Origin of the sequence: Pseudoalteromonas sp. CF6-2, from assembly GCF_021729425.1 — a bacterium.
GTDB lineage: Bacteria > Pseudomonadota > Gammaproteobacteria > Enterobacterales > Alteromonadaceae > Pseudoalteromonas > Pseudoalteromonas arabiensis.
Window position 1 is genome coordinate 3,295,001 of the sequence record NZ_CP091442.1, and the last position, 14,786, is coordinate 3,309,786.

A 14,786-nucleotide genomic window follows, 5' to 3' on the forward strand; every position below is an offset into this window, starting at 1 on the left:
ATGTTCACTACACGACCATTAACTAAAATCGCTTTGTGGCTTACTAACTGACGTGCTTCAGCGCGCGTGCTAGCAAAACCCATGCGATATACAACATTGTCTAAACGTTGCTCTAAAAGCTGTAACAAGTTTTCACCTGTATTACCTTTAAGGCGAGCAGCTTCTTTGTAGTAGTTACGGAATTGCTTTTCTAATACACCGTAGATACGACGTACTTTTTGCTTTTCACGTAGCTGTAAACCGTAATCAGATAAGCGACCTTTACGAGCGCCGTGCTGACCAGGTGCAGTCTCAAGTTTACACTTAGAGTCGATAGCTCTTACGCCGCTCTTAAGGAACAGGTCAGTACCTTCACGACGACTCAGCTTGAGCTTAGGGCCCAAATATCTTGCCATGTTATTTCTCCTAACCTATTGTTAAACGCGACGTTTCTTCGGTGGACGACAACCATTATGAGGGATTGGCGTCACGTCAGTGATGTTGGTGATACGGTAACCAGCAGCATTCAAAGCACGTACAGCAGATTCACGACCTGGACCTGGACCTTTGATGAAAACTTCTAGATTTTTTAAACCGTATTCTTGAGCAGCAGTACCTGCACGCTCTGCAGCAACCTGAGCCGCGAATGGAGTAGATTTACGTGAACCACGGAAACCTGAACCACCTGCTGTTGCCCAAGATAGTGCATTACCTTGACGGTCGGTAATTGTTACAATAGTGTTGTTGAAAGAAGCATGAACGTGAGCCATACCATCAGCAACTTGCTTTTTAACCTTCTTACGACGAATTGGTGCTTTAGCCATAATCTACCCCACCTTATTTCTTGATAGGCTTGCGAGGACCCTTACGAGTACGCGCGTTAGTCTTAGTACGTTGACCACGTAGTGGTAACGAACGACGGTGACGTAGGCCACGGAAACAACCAAGGTCCATAAGGCGCTTGATATTTAATGTAACTTCACGACGAAGGTCACCTTCTACAGTGTACTTGCCAACTGCTTCACGCAATACGTCAAGTGTTTCGTCTGAAAGTTCACCGATTTTTGTGGTCTCGGCGATACCAGTCGCTGCTAAGATTTCCTTAGAGCGAGTCTTACCTATGCCATAAATAGCAGTTAAACCGATAACTGCATGTTTATGATCAGGGACGTTAATGCCAGCGATACGGGCCACTAACACATCTCCTATATTTGAATTTGGTTATCATCTGTTTGAAAAGCCCGCAAGGATACTCAAACGAAGACCAAATCACATTAAAAACACAGGCCGAGTGAATAACTCAGCCTGCACGACTGTTTACTTAGCCTTGCCTTTGCTTATGCTTAGGCTCACTGCAAATTACGCGTACTACACCAGCACGTTTAATAACTTTACAGTTACGGCATATTTTCTTAACGGAAGCACGTACTTTCATTGCTCAACTCCGTAAACTGACCTTATCGACCGTAGCCTTTAAGGTTTGCTTTTTTCAGCACAGAATCATACTGATGTGACATCAGATGCGTCTGTACTTGTGCCATAAAGTCCATGATTACAACAACGATAATCAAAATTGATGTACCGCCGAAATAGAATGGCGTTTGCCATGCCATAGTCATGAATTCGGGCACCAGACAGATAAAGGTTATATACAAAGCACCTGCCAATGTCAGGCGTGTCATCACTTTATCAATGTATTTAGATGTCTGCTCACCTGGACGAATACCTGGGATAAATGCGCCAGATTTTTTCAGGTTATCTGCTGTTTCACGCGGGTTAAATACCAACGCGGTGTAGAAAAAGCAGAAGAAGATAATAGCCGCAGCTAAAACCATCGCATATAAAGGTTGACCCGGAGTCAACGTTGTAGCGATTGCTTGTAGCACATCAGCGACCGGACCTTCACCCTGGCCGAACCAGCTTGCAATTGTACCAGGGAACAGAATTATACTGCTAGCAAAGATTGGTGGAATAACACCCGCCATATTTACTTTTAATGGTAAGTGCGTGCTTTGAGCAGCAAATACCTGACGACCTTGTTGACGCTTTGCATAGTTAACGACGATACGACGTTGACCACGTTCAAAGAATACCACGAGGTAAGTAACAGCGAATACGATTACAGCAATCAATAACAGTACAAGTACATTCAGATCACCTTGGCGCGCCATTTCGGCTGTCGAACCAATAGCAGACGGCAGGTTAGCTACGATACCAACAAAAATAAGAACAGAGATACCGTTACCGATACCGCGTTCTGTAATTTGTTCGCCCAACCACATCAGGAACATAGTACCAGTTACTAAACTCACTACAGCAGTGAAGTAGAAACCAATACCTGGGTTAACAACTAACCCGTCCATCATACCCGGTAAGCTGGTAGCAATACCGATTGATTGGATAGTAGCAAGCACAAGCGTGCCGTAGCGTGTGTACTGGCTAATTTTCTTACGCCCTTGCTCACCTTCTTTCTTAAGCTCTATAAACGGCGGATACATATGCGTTAATAGTTGCGTAATAATCGAAGCCGAGATATACGGCATAATACCCAGTGCTAACACTGAAGCGCGCTCAAGCGCACCACCGCTGAACATGTTAAACATTTCAACAATGGTGCCCTTTTGTTGCTCGAAGAAATCGGCAAGTACAGCGGCGTCAATCCCAGGGATCGGCACGAATGAACCTAGACGGTAAATAATGATAGCACCTAATACAAATAGTAATCGACGCTTCAATTCCGAAAGCCCACTTTGTGCACTTTTCATATCTTGACCTGGTTTAGCCATTAGTACTTCCTTAGTCTTCTACCTTGCCTCCGGCAGCTTCGATAGCTTCGCGAGCACCTTTAGTCACTTTAAGACCTTTAACGGTTACTGCGCGTGAAACTTCGCCAGATTTAACTACTTTAACGAACTGGATGTTCTTTTTAACTAGACCAGCTGCTTGTAACGCGTTTACGTCTACTACATCGCCTTCAACTTTAGCGATTTCAAAAAGGTTAACTTCAGTAGATACTAGTGATTTACGTGAAGTGAAACCAAATTTTGGTAGACGACGTTGCATAGGCATTTGACCGCCTTCGAAACCAACGCGAACTTTACCGCCAGAACGTGATTTTTGGCCTTTATGACCACGACCACCAGTCTTACCAAGACCAGAACCGATACCACGACCTAGACGTTTCTTTTCAGTTTTTGCACCTGCAGCAGGTGAAAGTGTATTCAAACGCATCGAATTAACCCTCAACCTTTACCATGTAAGAAACTTGGTTAATCATACCACGCACACATGCTGTGTCTTCTAACTCAACAGTGTGATTGATACGACGTAAACCAAGACCGCGTAATGTAGCTTTATGCTTCGGTAAACGACCGATAGAGCTCTTTACTTGTGTTACTTTTACAGTTTTATTAGCCATGGTTTACCCCGTGATTTCGTCAACGCTAAGACCACGTTTAGCAGCGATTGACTCTGGAGAGTTCATGTTCTCTAGAGCTGCAATCGTTGCACGAACGATGTTGATCGGGTTAGTTGAACCGTATGCTTTTGACAATACGTTCTGTACACCAGTTACTTCTAGTACTGCACGCATCGCACCACCGGCGATGATACCTGTACCTTCAGAAGCAGGCTGCATGTATACTTTAGAACCCGCGTGGCGACCCTTGATTGGGTGCTGTAGCGTGTTACCGTTTAGGTCTACACTGATCATGTTACGACGTGCTTTTTCCATTGCTTTTTGAATAGCAGCTGGAACTTCACGTGCTTTACCATAACCGAAACCTACTTTACCTGCGCCGTCACCAACTACTGTTAGTGCAGTGAAGCTAAAGATACGACCACCTTTAACCACTTTAGACACACGGTTTACCGCGATTAGCTTTTCAGCCAAATCAGGCTGTTGTTGCTTTGCTTCTACGTTAGCCATTGTCTACTCCTAGAATTGCAGACCGGCTTCACGCGCTGCATCAGCAAGCGCCTTCACACGGCCGTGATATTTAAAGCCACTGCGATCAAAAGCAATCTTCTCGATGCCTTTGTCAGCTGCACGTTCAGCAACCGCTTTACCAACTGCTTGCGCAGCTGCAACGTTACCTGTGCCTTTAACTGTTTCGCTAATTGCTTTTTCAACAGTAGAAGCAGCAGCCAGTACAGTACCCTCAGCGTTTACAACTTGAGCGTAAATGTGACGTGGCGTGCGGTGGATAACAAGACGCGTTGTGCCTTGTTCAATATAATTTCTACGAGTGCGTTTAGCACGACGTAGACGAGCTGTTTTTTTATCCATCGTCTTACCTTACTTCTTCTTAGCCTCTTTACGGCGTACATTCTCGTCCGCGTAACGAACACCTTTACCTTTATAAGGCTCAGGTTTACGGTATGCACGGATGTTAGCAGCTGTTTGACCAACTAACTGCTTGTCTACGCCCTTAACTAGAACTTCTGTTTGGCTTGGTGTTTCAACCGTAATACCTTCTGGTACTTCGAAGTTTACCGGGTGTGAGAAACCAAGAGTTAAGTCTAATACTTTGCCCTTAGCTGCTGCACGGTAACCAACACCTACTAACTGAAGCTTCTTCTCGTAACCTTCATGCGTACCAACAACCATGTTGTTGATTAGAGCGCGAGCAGTACCTGCTTGTGCCCATGCATTTGCTACGCCTTCACGAGGTAAAGTTGTAATAACGTTATCGTTAACTTGTACTTCAACAGCGTCGTTGATTGTACGAGTTAATTCACCGTTTTTGCCTTTAACTGTGATGTCCTGGCCTTTTAATGTAACTTCTACACCGGCAGGAACATTGATTGGTGCCTTTGCTATGCGAGACATAGTTCCCCTCCGATTAAGCTACAAAGCCAATGATCTCACCACCAACGCCTGCACTGCGTGCTGCGCGGTCTGTCATTAGGCCTTTAGAAGTTGATACGATAGCGATACCAAGACCACCCATTACCTTAGGTAATTCGTCACGTTTCTTATAGATACGTAAACCAGGGCGGCTAACACGCTGGATATTTTCAATAACAGCTTTGCCTTCGAAGTATTTTAACTCGATAGAAAGCTCAGGCTTCGCTTCGCTGTTTACAGCGTAATCTGCGATATAACCTTCATCTTTTAGTACTTTAGCTACTGCTACTTTCAGTTTTGAAGTTGGCATCGATACTGATACTTTCTTCGCTGACTGACCGTTACGGATACGTGTAAACAAATCCGCAATAGGATCTTGCAAGCTCATAGTCTTACTCCCGTGATTCTATTACCAGCTAGCCTTTTTAAGGCCAGGAATTTCACCGCGCATAGCTGCTTCGCGAACTTTGATACGGCTCATGCCGAATTTACGAAGGTAACCATGTGGGCGGCCCGTAACGTTACAACGATTACGTTGACGTGAAGAGCTAGAATCACGCGGTAAAGACTGTAGCTTTAATACCGCGTCCCAACGATCATCGTCAGATGTATTTACATCACTGATGATAGCTTTTAGTGCCGCACGCTTTTCAGCATACTGAGCAACTAATTTAGTGCGCTTTGCTTCGCGCGCTTTCATAGAATTCTTTGCCATAACCCTACCCTTATTTCTTGAATGGGAAGTTAAACGCTTCTAACAACGCACGGCCTTCCTCATCAGATTTCGCAGAAGTAGTGATTGTGATATCCATACCGCGTACACGGTCTACTTTATCATAATCGATTTCTGGGAAGATGATTTGCTCACGTACGCCCATGCTGTAGTTACCACGTCCATCAAAAGACTTAGCACTTACACCACGGAAGTCACGGATACGTGGGATAGCGATTGAAACCAAACGCTCAAAAAAGTCCCACATACGCTCGCCACGTAGGGTTACTTTACAACCAATTGGGTAACCTTCACGCACTTTGAAGCCAGCAACTGATTTGCGTGCTTTAGTGATTAGAGGTTTCTGACCAGAGATTGCTTCTAGATCCGCAACAGCGTTATCTAGGATCTTCTTGTCAGCTAGAGCTTCGCCCACACCCATGTTTAATGTGATCTTTTCGATCTGAGGGACTTGCATGACAGAGCTGAAACCAAACTTCTCTTGAAGCTCAGCAACTACTTTGTCTTTATATACTTCATGCAGTTTCGCCATCATTCTACTCCAACTATTAGATAGTTTTACCAGTAGATTTAAAGATACGTAATTTCTTACCATCTTCAATCTTGAAACCTACACGATCTGCTTTACCCGTTTCCGAGTTGTAGATCGCAACGTTTGATACGTCGATAGACGCTTCTTTCTCAACAATACCGCCAGCTTGGTTCAGCTGAGGAACCGGCTTTTGGTGCTTCTTGATTAAGTTGATGCCTTCGACAAATACTCGACCAGACTCAGTAACAACTGAAAGCACTTTACCGCGCTTACCTTTGTCTTTACCGGCTAGTACGATTACTTCGTCATCACGACGGATTTTTGCTGCCATGATAGACTCCTTATAGTACTTCTGGGGCTAGTGAAACGATTTTCATGAACTTGTCATTACGAAGCTCACGAGTCACAGGGCCGAAGATACGAGTACCAATTGGCTGTAAGTTATCATTTAAGATAACAGCCGCATTGCTATCGAAACGGATCAAAGAACCGTCCGGACGACGAACGCCTTTTTTAGTACGCACAACTACTGCGTTTTTAACATCACCTTTCTTCACTTTACCGCGAGGAATTGCTTCTTTTACAGAAACTTTGATGATATCGCCAACCGCTGCATAGCGACGGTGCGAACCGCCAAGGACTTTAATACACTGCACTTTGCGAGCGCCGCTGTTATCAGCAACGTCCAGCTGAGTTTGCATTTGGATCATGTTAATGACCTCCGGTGTAGATATTACAACACGCCTTAATTTTGTTTAAAATCAAGACATTTCGGTTAAATTCCACTCAAAAAACACGCGAGTTGTCTCTTAAGGGCGGGCAATTGTATCAGCAATGACAGTGAAGTGGTAGGTTATTTTTTAATTAATTTTATAATTACGTGTTGCTAAGTCGAGGGGTCTATATGGAATATCAGCACTTGTTATTGATTATAAAACAAACAGGGCGCTAATGCGCCCTATTTTGATTTACGTATTAAAGTTTTATTAATTTCCGAATAGGCCTTTTAATTTATCTTTAATTTTATCTTTTGCCTTTTCCTTTACTTCTTCCTTCGCTGCGTCACTAACGTCAAGCTTGAAACCAACATCATGGAAAGGACCTTTTATACGCAGAGGGATCTTGAAGCCCGTACTGTCATCAGTCGTGCCTTGGCCTTCAATTGAATCAACAATGCCTGTTACTAAACGATAATCGACATTGGTCATTGGTAAGTTAACTTTACCTGATCCTGTAATGCGAATTAATGGGCTAAGTAATGATAAGTCATTGTTAGTCCCTACCCCATCTGTAAAATTGAAGCGACCTGTAAGTGCTGAGAAGTCTGTTTGCTGAGAGTTATCGAAACCAGTATCTAACCCTTCAGACACAGCATTTAAGTTCCCTTTAATGAGCTCTTTACCTTTTCGCACCATCTCTGCCACATTCGCACCTTTAATTGCACCATCTGCAAACTCAAATGCTAACTGACCATCTAATGCATTAACAAAGTCTTTTTGACTTTGTCCTGTGGTCGCTAGATCCCAGTTTAAAGAGCCTTTACCCATAAGCTTATTGAAACCTGCTGCATCAGTCAGTAATGGCTGTGCATCAATTTTATCTAAAGCAAAGTTAGTGCTAATTTTATAGGGTGTTTGCTTAGCATTGACTGTGATCACACCTTTACCACTGCCTTCATAAGCAACAAATTTATCTAAGCTAATTTTTGCTAGTGCATTTTTAAGGTTCACCGTTAACTGGTTTTCACCGAGTGTAATATCATTTGCTTTTAGACCACTTGAACGAACAACAATATTTGCATCAAGTGCATTTAAGCCACTCATATCAATTGGTGTATCATCCCAAACAATTGGCTGTGCAGGCGTATCTGTGGCTGGTTCTGCTTGCTCTTCTTTAGCTACACCCTCTGGAAGGTAAGGGTTCAAATCAAGCATGCCTAAATCAATATCGGCATTCACAGCTAAGCGACTCCCTAAGTTAATGTCGCTTTTACCTTTAATTTGTAGCTCATCTAAGGTGGCAAGTAACTCAGTGAGCTTAAATTTATCACCTTTTAAGTGCATTGAACCTTTAACATTGAACGCATTAAAGGCATTTTCTTTTGCATTAAGCTCAACACCTTGCCAGCTTGCTATCTCTTTAACTGAGTCACCACTTACTGATAACTGACCTTGCACATCTTTACCCATTTGGGCAATCGCGCCTTTGAAGTTCACATCCACTAAACGTGAATCAACCTCAGTGCTGACATTAAAAGTTTCGCCTTCAATCGCTTTTACCGGTGTATCTAAGGTGACATCTAAGTCAAAGCGTTCACCCATATAGGTAATACCGCCTTTTAACTCAAGAGTCTTACGAAGAGAAGGTAATAAGATTGCTAATTCTAAATCGCTTATTTGTTGTTTTGCCCCTGTTTTGCCATCAAGGTAGGTGAAAGTCCCCCCATAAATGGCTACTTCACCAAGCTCGATATCAAAGTTATCTGGTAAGTTAACGGCGCCAGAACTTTTTTGCTGCTCTGTCTGTGGTCGCTCAGCAACTGCATCAAATAACTGCCAGTTTGCTTTACCATTTTTATCGGTTTCTAATAAAATTGTCGGTTCATTAATAACAAACTTATCTAGTTTGAAATCACCGCCAAATAACGACATCCAAGGAATACGAATTGCAAGTTGCTGCATGCTTGCCATATCTTTTTGCGAGCCAGTTTGCATATTCGCAAAATGTACATCATTCAATTCGAGCTTTAATGATGGAAATACCGACAGCTTTTTATCGCCATTAATAGTCAGACTACGACCTGTGGTTTGTTCTACTTGCTCCGATACTTTGTTAAATATGGCATCGGTAGGTATGAGGAATGGTGCGGCGACTACTAATGCAATCAGTAATACGAAAATGACACCAACAATTTTCAGTAGGGTTTTCATAATCATCCTTAAACATGGGCAAACAATGTTCATATCATAGCGGGAGTTAGGCGCAAATGCATTGCCCAATCCATAAAAAGGTTTTTGAACAAGCTTAGGTACAAGAATATGAATCAACGCTGAAATAACTTAGAGCCATATACAGAGAAAAATAACCCACAAATATAAATAAATAGTTTAATGAACAATCGAGGTGATCTAAGCATGCTTTTTACTATTAAATGAAAAGTCTTCACTGTAGGTTACATCTAAGGGGTGACTTCTGTATGATGCACGCCCCTGTTGTTTTTGCACCCTGTGTACTAAAATTAAACAACCTAATTTGGTCAAAACTGGAGTATCGATTAAGCATGAAGAAACTGCTTATTTCACCGTCAAAAATGGCGCTTGGCGAGCAAGAAAGTCAAATTTATCAAAACATCCTCAAGCAAGCCTCTGATATCAGCTTAAATCTAATGGCAGTTAAAGTAGAAAACCACCCTGAAGACTTTTTAGGTTGGTGCTATGAGCTATTAAGTGCAAGCCGCGATCGCATTAATTACGATCTATTAGAAGATAAGCAATTACCGACACTTAAAAAACTTCATGACTTATTAATTTCTGCAATCAGCTTTTTGCAGTTAAAAACGTTAAGAGTTGCGCCATGGCCAGTTATCGCAAGTTTCATCGAACAGCATAAAGAGCTTGTAGCCCTTGATGAGCAACTACGCTTAGCTAATTACATTGCCGCAATTAAATCACAATCACTAAAAGAGATGATCCCAGAAGACCGTTTAGCGTTTTCAGGTAAGCACAGTGCCTCGCTCGATCCAAGCAGCTATAACTTTGACGTTGAATGGTTTGCTTCTACTAAAAACGCCAAAGGTTTCCACCAAATGTTGAGTGATTTACCTGGTGCGTTCGATGAGGCTCTTGTACACATTCCACTTGAGGGTGAAGTAACTCAAGAACATTATCAGCATTTTATGGTTGCTTACTTCATGGCATTTAATGGCAGCGATGAAAAGCCAACGCTTGCGCCTGCTACTCGCTTACTTGCAATGCGTCGACCTGACGTGTTTACACCAATCGTAAATAGTAAACTTGATGCCCTTTGTGCAGCCCTTGGCATTACGAAGCTAAATAACCGCGATTTTGAGCGCTACTGGCAAGATGTTGTCGAAGCCATTCATAGTATGCCTTGGTACAAAATGGCTACTGCGGCTAATGAACTTGAACAATCTCTAGTTGAAATTAAAGCCTTGTTACCTAGCTTCTTTTATTATGCAGACAAAGCGACTGCTGATAGCTCTAACTATATTAAGTTACTAAACAAACCTAAAAGCAGCACAAGCTCTGCGGGTAAAAAGACTGTACGCCGCGGTAAAGAATCGGCTGAAATACTGGTAGATCGCGCCCTTGCAAGTGATGATATCCCTGAACATATTAAAGCTAAGCGCGATTCAATCATCAGTGAAGTTGAAAAGGGCCGTAGCGTTGAAGAAACCATTAGTTTAATGCGTGCCATTTTCGGCTAAGTCTCTATCAAGTAAGAAAAACCTGGTTGCGTCTTCATTGTGCAACCAGGAAATTTATTGCACCATGCAAGTGCGCATGAATAATTCAAATACAAGTCAACTTTAACCAAAAGAATACTTACAAGACTGTTTTAAAAGAAATAAAGCATAAAAATTCCCACCGTAAATTAACTTGGCACAACCAGTGCTATATCGTATCCAGACAACACATAAAAATAATGCCCCGACAAATAACCAGACTGCAATCTGAAATGGGCAAAATCAACATAACAACAGGATACAAAACATGCTAAAACTAAAAAAAGTGGTCGCGGCCAGCGCCCTCACGCTACTTACTTTAAGCTCGACGTATAGCTTTGCAGAAGTAACAGCTAACGCGGCAGCAACCTCAAACTACTTATGGCGTGGTCAAGAACAGACAGGCGGTGATGCCGCAATTCAAGGTGGTATTGATTACGCAAGTGAATCTGGCTTTTATGCGGGTACATGGATATCAAATGCTAGCTGGGCAGAAGATATGACCTACGAGCTTGATCTCTACGCTGGTTTTGGCGGCGATATCAATGAAACCTTTAGCTACGATGTAGGCTACATCTATTATGCATACCCAGATGCGGCCTCGTTTACCGATGCAGACTTTTCAGAGATCTACGGTAGCATTAGTATGGGTAGCTTCACGTTTGGCGCAGCCGTATTAGCTTCATCAGCAGCAAGCGGCGATGGCACCGACTTTGGAGATTCACTGTATTTAAATGCCGATTATAGCTTTCCAATAGGAAATAATGGCACAGAGCTGGCGCTGCATGTCGGCCATTACTCAGGTGATTTCATTGGTGATGACAATATCATCGACTACGGTGTTTCGGTATCTAAAGACGGCTTTACATTAGGCGTTTCAGATACTGACATTGATGGAACAGATGTGAAAGTGTATGTCGCTTACGCGGTAGATTTTACACTTTAAAAAGAATGTGTTACTTGCTGCAACACGAAGGGCCGCAAGGCCCTTTTCTAGTTTAGAAGCTTAAGGAACACTGTGGCCTGTTGAGCCCTGCCAAATACGATACCACTGCTCACGGCTTATCTTAAGAGCCTTAGCTGCAACAGCTGATTTAACGCGTTCAATGTTACCCGTACCTAGCACTACAGATGGCGCACTCGGATGCATCAATAACCAAGCATACACCACTTGATCAAGAGAACTTGCACCAACTTCAGTGCCGACCTGCTCTAACACTGCGCGTAAACGTATCGCTTTTTCATCATCACTTGAGAACAGACGTCCACCTGCTAACGGTGACCAAAGCATTGGTTTGATATCGAGCAATTGACATTGGTCTAAAGTTCCATCATCAAGGGCTTTCATTTCGTAAGGCGAAAACTCAATCTGATTGGTAACCAATTCAAAATCTAAACGGGATTGTAATAAGCTGAGTTGAGATGGCGTAAAATTAGATACACCAAAGTCAATCACATCACCATTCGCTTTGAGGGTATTGAATGCTTCAGCCATTTCATCAGCATTCATTAAATAATCAGGACGATGAATTAATAACACATCTAACCTATCTGTATTGAAATGCTTTAATGACTGTTGCGCTGAGGCAATGATATGCACAGCACTGGAATCATAATGGTTAGCCTTACCTTGTAACCCTAAACTTGCAAATGCGGGCTTGATACCACACTTGGTAATTATTTTAATCTCATCACGAATACTTGGCTTCAGCTTGAGCACTTTACCGAATTCGGCTTCGCAGCCATATTCGCCGTAAATGTCAGCGTGGTCGGTGTGTGAAACACCCATATCGATTGCATTTTCTAAAAAACTTAAACACTGTTGTGGCGTAACTTGCCAATCTAACAAGCGCCAAAACCCTAACACTAACTCATCAATACAACGTCTATTGTTATTCGTCATAACTACCTACTTACTTAAAAATATCGACTCATTCCAGTGCTTACACAATAACACAACTAACAGCATCACACCTGTTAACATACAGTTACAATATAAATTGCTAAAGAATCAACAATTAGGGTATTGATTGGTTATGGCGCCGCGTCGCTGATTTCGTTATCAGTGCCGAGCATGCCAGATGCCTACATACCGAGTTGGGCAGTTATACTGTCATTTGGCTTTACTTCATTGATTGGTATTGTGTTTGGCTTAGCGCCCGCTATTAAAGCGGCACGCTTAAACCCAATTGATGCTTTACGATACGAATAATTAATCGGCTTTATAGGGTACCTGAGCACAGCTTACTTCCACTGTTTTTGGGTACCAAATAGGCCCACCTATTTCATTAACCGCCTCGCCTGCTACAACATTAAGGAATGACTTGTAAGTATGTACACTTTGCCACTCGGAATTAGGACAGTATATTGATAAATCCACAGGCTTGGAGCCTTCGTACAACGCAGCAGCAAAATTGTGATGCCAACGTTCTGTAACTGCTCCCTTATTTGCTGAGGTAGGGCTGCCATTATCAAAATAAATATGTGTACAACCACTTAAAGCAGCAGCAAGAATTACAGTTAAGCATACATGTTTCATAATTGCTCCTGCCCATATTGTTCACACCATACTTTCACAGTGTGAGGCGCATAAATACCCAGTGTAACCAACCCCAAAGCTCCATCTGTAAATGTTTGCTGGGATTGCATTTGCATTACTTTTTTATCTTGGCAGACCGCTTTAACATCAACACGCTGTTCACCCACCAATCCCCACAAGTAGAAAGGTCTACTGTCTTGATAGTCAGCATTCCGTGTTAATTTGTCTGCCTTATTAGGCACGATAGTCACCGATGAACATGCTACTAACGATAGCGTAAGTAACACGCACACTAACTGCTTCATGTGTTTTCCTTCAGATATAATTTGAAGCTGCAGTGTACAACATGAAGTTTCTATAAAGGGTAAGAAAATATATAAAATTGTAAAAAAGCTACAGTTTCTCACAGGCTCAGTTTGAACTAAACTGGAAAGAGTAAAGACTAATCAGGAAGGTCTGTAAGTAAAGGTAATTATGACGTCGTATCTACATTTATTGTTCTTAAGTTTATTGTCTTGGCAAAGTATTGCAAATACTCCAAGCTCAGATGAGCAACAAGGCATTACCAAAACCGCAGCCAACCTAGCAAACTGTCAACAACAATTAGCACAAAGCCGCATGCAAACTTATGCAGCGCATTACATTTTACCCTATCAATTCACATTGTTGAGCTGGAACATCTACAAAGCACAAACAGATGGCTTACTCACAGATTTGCAAAAGCTAAATGCCAATGCTGATATTGTGTTACTGCAAGAAGCTATCAAAGAGCCTGCGCTTACAAAGCTCAAACCTTACTGGCGTTTTGCTAAAGGGTATAAAAGTGGCAGTGTGCAATCTGGTGTTATGACACTCAGCCGCTGGCCCGCCGCGGTGCATTGCACACTCACCCACACAGAGCCTTGGTTACGTAGCCCAAAAGCGACCAACATTGTTGAATATGCACTGCCTAATCAACAGTTATTACTAAGTATTAATCTACATGGCATTAACTTCACAATAGGTGTGAGTGACTTTAAACAACAGCTCGAAGATGCAGCGAGCATCATGCGAATGCATCAAGGACCGATCATATTTGCTGGTGACCTTAATACTTGGAGCGACCGAAGACAGGCTCTTTTGAAACAAACACTTAACAAGTTAGGGTTACATGAAGCTATTTATTTAGATGATAAACGTACAAAAGCATTTGGATTAGCACTTGACCAAGTATGGGTACGTGGTGTCAAAATAGAAACAACGGTCGTGCCAGAACTGGATAGTTCAGATCATAACCCAATAATTGCAACCCTAACCATAGAGCAAAAAGTACTGTGAAAATAACAATGAATGGATATTGGTTAATCGCATTAATGTTATTGAGCATTAGCCAATTCAGTTATGCAGCCACCCCAGAGCAAGAGATAAATCACCTCATTGACTTTGTCGCTAACAGCGATGCCGTATTTATTCGCAATGGCACAGAGCATTCAAGCCAAGATGCTGCTGAGCACCTTGCTATGAAATATCGAAAAGCGACCCGTTATGCGAAAACTGCCGAGAAATTTATAGAAAACCTAGCAAGTAAAAGCTCATGGAGTGGCAAGCCTTACAAGGTAAGATTTAGCGACGGTACTTTAATTAATGCAAAAGACTGGTTAAGTAATGAGTTGGCAGACTATCGCCGTAACCAGCATAGACAACAATAAC

Annotated in this window: 23 protein-coding genes and 1 pseudogene (1 of these 24 cut by a window edge); 5 read left to right on the forward strand and 19 right to left on the reverse strand. The window is 42.4% G+C overall.

The features are described 5' to 3' along the window. The 16 genes from rpsD to L3Q70_RS15330 all read right to left on the reverse strand — a co-directional run. Window positions 1-395, reverse strand: partial view of a 30S ribosomal protein S4 gene (rpsD, locus tag L3Q70_RS15255; RefSeq protein WP_036974007.1) — the 5' portion only. The gene continues 226 nt to the left of window position 1, outside the view; 395 of the gene's 621 nt are visible here — the first part of the coding sequence; its start codon is at window positions 393-395; its stop codon lies beyond the left edge, outside the window. A 21-nt stretch (window positions 396-416) separates the two neighbouring features. Continuing rightward, the gene (gene rpsK / locus L3Q70_RS15260) at window positions 417-803 is read right to left on the reverse strand and encodes a 30S ribosomal protein S11 (protein ID WP_036974009.1); all 387 of its coding nucleotides are present in this window, start codon (window positions 801-803) and stop codon (window positions 417-419) included. 13 nt (window positions 804-816) lie between these two features. Next, complete coding sequence (gene rpsM / locus L3Q70_RS15265; protein ID WP_054562818.1) at window positions 817-1,173, reverse strand: 30S ribosomal protein S13; 357 nt, start codon at window positions 1,171-1,173, stop codon at window positions 817-819. A gap of 127 nt (window positions 1,174-1,300) precedes the next feature. Then, window positions 1,301-1,414, reverse strand: a complete 114-nt coding sequence (rpmJ, locus tag L3Q70_RS15270) for a 50S ribosomal protein L36 (RefSeq protein WP_002959476.1) — start codon at window positions 1,412-1,414, stop codon at window positions 1,301-1,303. A gap of 22 nt (window positions 1,415-1,436) precedes the next feature. Further along, window positions 1,437-2,765 carry a preprotein translocase subunit SecY gene (gene secY, locus L3Q70_RS15275; RefSeq protein WP_036974013.1) on the reverse strand — a complete coding sequence of 443 codons (1,329 nt, stop codon included), beginning with the start codon at window positions 2,763-2,765 and terminating at the stop codon, window positions 1,437-1,439. Window positions 2,766-2,775: 10 nt separating this feature from the next. Continuing rightward, a complete protein-coding gene (gene rplO / locus L3Q70_RS15280) occupies window positions 2,776-3,210 on the reverse strand; it encodes a 50S ribosomal protein L15 (RefSeq protein WP_036974015.1) in 435 nt (144 codons plus the stop codon). 4 nt (window positions 3,211-3,214) lie between these two features. Then, window positions 3,215-3,397: a 50S ribosomal protein L30 gene (gene rpmD, locus L3Q70_RS15285; protein ID WP_016710201.1), complete on the reverse strand. Its 183-nt coding sequence runs from the start codon at window positions 3,395-3,397 to the stop codon at window positions 3,215-3,217. 3 nt (window positions 3,398-3,400) lie between these two features. Next, on the reverse strand, window positions 3,401-3,907 hold the full coding sequence (rpsE, locus tag L3Q70_RS15290) for a 30S ribosomal protein S5 (RefSeq protein ID WP_036974018.1): 507 nt from the start codon (window positions 3,905-3,907) through the stop codon (window positions 3,401-3,403). A 9-nt stretch (window positions 3,908-3,916) separates the two neighbouring features. Then, complete coding sequence (gene rplR / locus L3Q70_RS15295; protein ID WP_062568277.1) at window positions 3,917-4,267, reverse strand: 50S ribosomal protein L18; 351 nt, start codon at window positions 4,265-4,267, stop codon at window positions 3,917-3,919. Window positions 4,268-4,276: 9 nt separating this feature from the next. Then, window positions 4,277-4,810 carry a 50S ribosomal protein L6 gene (gene rplF, locus L3Q70_RS15300; protein WP_062568278.1) on the reverse strand — a complete coding sequence of 178 codons (534 nt, stop codon included), beginning with the start codon at window positions 4,808-4,810 and terminating at the stop codon, window positions 4,277-4,279. 13 nt (window positions 4,811-4,823) lie between these two features. Continuing rightward, on the reverse strand, window positions 4,824-5,216 hold the full coding sequence (gene rpsH, locus L3Q70_RS15305) for a 30S ribosomal protein S8 (protein ID WP_062568279.1): 393 nt from the start codon (window positions 5,214-5,216) through the stop codon (window positions 4,824-4,826). Window positions 5,217-5,237: 21 nt separating this feature from the next. Then, complete coding sequence (gene rpsN / locus L3Q70_RS15310; protein WP_062568280.1) at window positions 5,238-5,543, reverse strand: 30S ribosomal protein S14; 306 nt, start codon at window positions 5,541-5,543, stop codon at window positions 5,238-5,240. Window positions 5,544-5,553: 10 nt separating this feature from the next. Then, entirely contained in the window at window positions 5,554-6,093 is a 540-nt protein-coding gene (gene rplE / locus L3Q70_RS15315) for a 50S ribosomal protein L5 (protein ID WP_010392500.1), read from the reverse strand. 16 nt (window positions 6,094-6,109) lie between these two features. Further along, complete coding sequence (rplX, locus tag L3Q70_RS15320) at window positions 6,110-6,424, reverse strand: 50S ribosomal protein L24 (protein WP_036974032.1); 315 nt, start codon at window positions 6,422-6,424, stop codon at window positions 6,110-6,112. 10 nt (window positions 6,425-6,434) lie between these two features. Continuing rightward, the gene (gene rplN, locus L3Q70_RS15325) at window positions 6,435-6,803 is read right to left on the reverse strand and encodes a 50S ribosomal protein L14 (protein WP_058031680.1); all 369 of its coding nucleotides are present in this window, start codon (window positions 6,801-6,803) and stop codon (window positions 6,435-6,437) included. Window positions 6,804-7,079: 276 nt separating this feature from the next. After that, on the reverse strand, window positions 7,080-9,023 hold the full coding sequence (locus tag L3Q70_RS15330) for an AsmA family protein (protein ID WP_193987927.1): 1,944 nt from the start codon (window positions 9,021-9,023) through the stop codon (window positions 7,080-7,082). A 350-nt stretch (window positions 9,024-9,373) separates the two neighbouring features. On the opposite strand from L3Q70_RS15330, the gene L3Q70_RS15335 reads away from it, so the two are divergent. After that, the gene (locus L3Q70_RS15335) at window positions 9,374-10,540 is read left to right on the forward strand and encodes a hypothetical protein (protein WP_062568384.1); all 1,167 of its coding nucleotides are present in this window, start codon (window positions 9,374-9,376) and stop codon (window positions 10,538-10,540) included. Between the two features lie 286 nt (window positions 10,541-10,826). After that, the gene (locus L3Q70_RS15340) at window positions 10,827-11,504 is read left to right on the forward strand and encodes a TorF family putative porin (protein ID WP_237114547.1); all 678 of its coding nucleotides are present in this window, start codon (window positions 10,827-10,829) and stop codon (window positions 11,502-11,504) included. Between the two features lie 60 nt (window positions 11,505-11,564). Here the strand turns inward: L3Q70_RS15340 and L3Q70_RS15345 are convergent, their stop codons facing one another. Then, a complete protein-coding gene (locus tag L3Q70_RS15345; RefSeq protein ID WP_237114548.1) occupies window positions 11,565-12,461 on the reverse strand; it encodes an aldo/keto reductase in 897 nt (298 codons plus the stop codon). 120 nt (window positions 12,462-12,581) lie between these two features. Between L3Q70_RS15345 and L3Q70_RS15350 the strand changes: the two are divergent. Further along, a pseudogene (locus tag L3Q70_RS15350) lies at window positions 12,582-12,770 on the forward strand (multidrug ABC transporter substrate-binding protein); the annotation flags it as partial. Here L3Q70_RS15350 and L3Q70_RS15355 read toward each other — a convergent pair. Together L3Q70_RS15355 and L3Q70_RS15360 are read right to left on the reverse strand one after the other, a co-directional pair. Further along, on the reverse strand, window positions 12,771-13,097 hold the full coding sequence (locus L3Q70_RS15355) for a hypothetical protein (protein ID WP_062568288.1): 327 nt from the start codon (window positions 13,095-13,097) through the stop codon (window positions 12,771-12,773). Beyond that, complete coding sequence (locus L3Q70_RS15360; RefSeq protein ID WP_130149119.1) at window positions 13,094-13,402, reverse strand: Bor family protein; 309 nt, start codon at window positions 13,400-13,402, stop codon at window positions 13,094-13,096. Before L3Q70_RS15360 ends, L3Q70_RS15355 begins: the two co-directional genes overlap by 4 nt. Window positions 13,403-13,571: 169 nt before the next feature. Here L3Q70_RS15360 and L3Q70_RS15365 point away from each other — a divergent pair, with 169 nt between their 5' ends. Both L3Q70_RS15365 and L3Q70_RS15370 read left to right on the forward strand, forming a co-directional pair. Next, window positions 13,572-14,414, forward strand: a complete 843-nt coding sequence (locus tag L3Q70_RS15365) for an endonuclease/exonuclease/phosphatase family protein (protein WP_237114549.1) — start codon at window positions 13,572-13,574, stop codon at window positions 14,412-14,414. Window positions 14,415-14,422: 8 nt separating this feature from the next. Continuing rightward, on the forward strand, window positions 14,423-14,785 hold the full coding sequence (locus L3Q70_RS15370) for a DUF5329 domain-containing protein (RefSeq protein WP_062568291.1): 363 nt from the start codon (window positions 14,423-14,425) through the stop codon (window positions 14,783-14,785). Window position 14,786: the final 1 nt, after the last annotated feature.

Excerpts from the sequence above, each read along its gene's own strand:
- rpsK (WP_036974009.1), bottom strand. The coding sequence starts at position 803 with ATGGCTAAAGCACCAATTCGTCGTAAGAAGGTTAAAAAGCAAGTTGCT.
- rpmJ (WP_002959476.1), bottom strand. The coding sequence starts at position 1,414 with ATGAAAGTACGTGCTTCCGTTAAGAAAATATGCCGTAACTGTAAAGTT.
- secY (WP_036974013.1), bottom strand. The coding sequence starts at position 2,765 with ATGGCTAAACCAGGTCAAGATATGAAAAGTGCACAAAGTGGGCTTTCG.
- rplO (WP_036974015.1), bottom strand. The coding sequence starts at position 3,210 with ATGCGTTTGAATACACTTTCACCTGCTGCAGGTGCAAAAACTGAAAAG.
- rpmD (WP_016710201.1), bottom strand. The coding sequence starts at position 3,397 with ATGGCTAATAAAACTGTAAAAGTAACACAAGTAAAGAGCTCTATCGGT.
- rpsE (WP_036974018.1), bottom strand. The coding sequence starts at position 3,907 with ATGGCTAACGTAGAAGCAAAGCAACAACAGCCTGATTTGGCTGAAAAG.
- rplR (WP_062568277.1), bottom strand. The coding sequence starts at position 4,267 with ATGGATAAAAAAACAGCTCGTCTACGTCGTGCTAAACGCACTCGTAGA.
- rplF (WP_062568278.1), bottom strand. The coding sequence starts at position 4,810 with ATGTCTCGCATAGCAAAGGCACCAATCAATGTTCCTGCCGGTGTAGAA.
- rpsH (WP_062568279.1), bottom strand. The coding sequence starts at position 5,216 with ATGAGCTTGCAAGATCCTATTGCGGATTTGTTTACACGTATCCGTAAC.
- rpsN (WP_062568280.1), bottom strand. The coding sequence starts at position 5,543 with ATGGCAAAGAATTCTATGAAAGCGCGCGAAGCAAAGCGCACTAAATTA.
- rplE (WP_010392500.1), bottom strand. The coding sequence starts at position 6,093 with ATGGCGAAACTGCATGAAGTATATAAAGACAAAGTAGTTGCTGAGCTT.
- rplX (WP_036974032.1), bottom strand. The coding sequence starts at position 6,424 with ATGGCAGCAAAAATCCGTCGTGATGACGAAGTAATCGTACTAGCCGGT.
- rplN (WP_058031680.1), bottom strand. The coding sequence starts at position 6,803 with ATGATCCAAATGCAAACTCAGCTGGACGTTGCTGATAACAGCGGCGCT.
- L3Q70_RS15330 (WP_193987927.1), bottom strand. The coding sequence starts at position 9,023 with ATGAAAACCCTACTGAAAATTGTTGGTGTCATTTTCGTATTACTGATT.
- L3Q70_RS15335 (WP_062568384.1), top strand. The coding sequence starts at position 9,374 with ATGAAGAAACTGCTTATTTCACCGTCAAAAATGGCGCTTGGCGAGCAA.
- L3Q70_RS15340 (WP_237114547.1), top strand. The coding sequence starts at position 10,827 with ATGCTAAAACTAAAAAAAGTGGTCGCGGCCAGCGCCCTCACGCTACTT.
- L3Q70_RS15345 (WP_237114548.1), bottom strand. The coding sequence starts at position 12,461 with ATGACGAATAACAATAGACGTTGTATTGATGAGTTAGTGTTAGGGTTT.
- L3Q70_RS15355 (WP_062568288.1), bottom strand. The coding sequence starts at position 13,097 with ATGAAACATGTATGCTTAACTGTAATTCTTGCTGCTGCTTTAAGTGGT.
- L3Q70_RS15360 (WP_130149119.1), bottom strand. The coding sequence starts at position 13,402 with ATGAAGCAGTTAGTGTGCGTGTTACTTACGCTATCGTTAGTAGCATGT.
- L3Q70_RS15365 (WP_237114549.1), top strand. The coding sequence starts at position 13,572 with ATGACGTCGTATCTACATTTATTGTTCTTAAGTTTATTGTCTTGGCAA.
- L3Q70_RS15370 (WP_062568291.1), top strand. The coding sequence starts at position 14,423 with ATGAATGGATATTGGTTAATCGCATTAATGTTATTGAGCATTAGCCAA.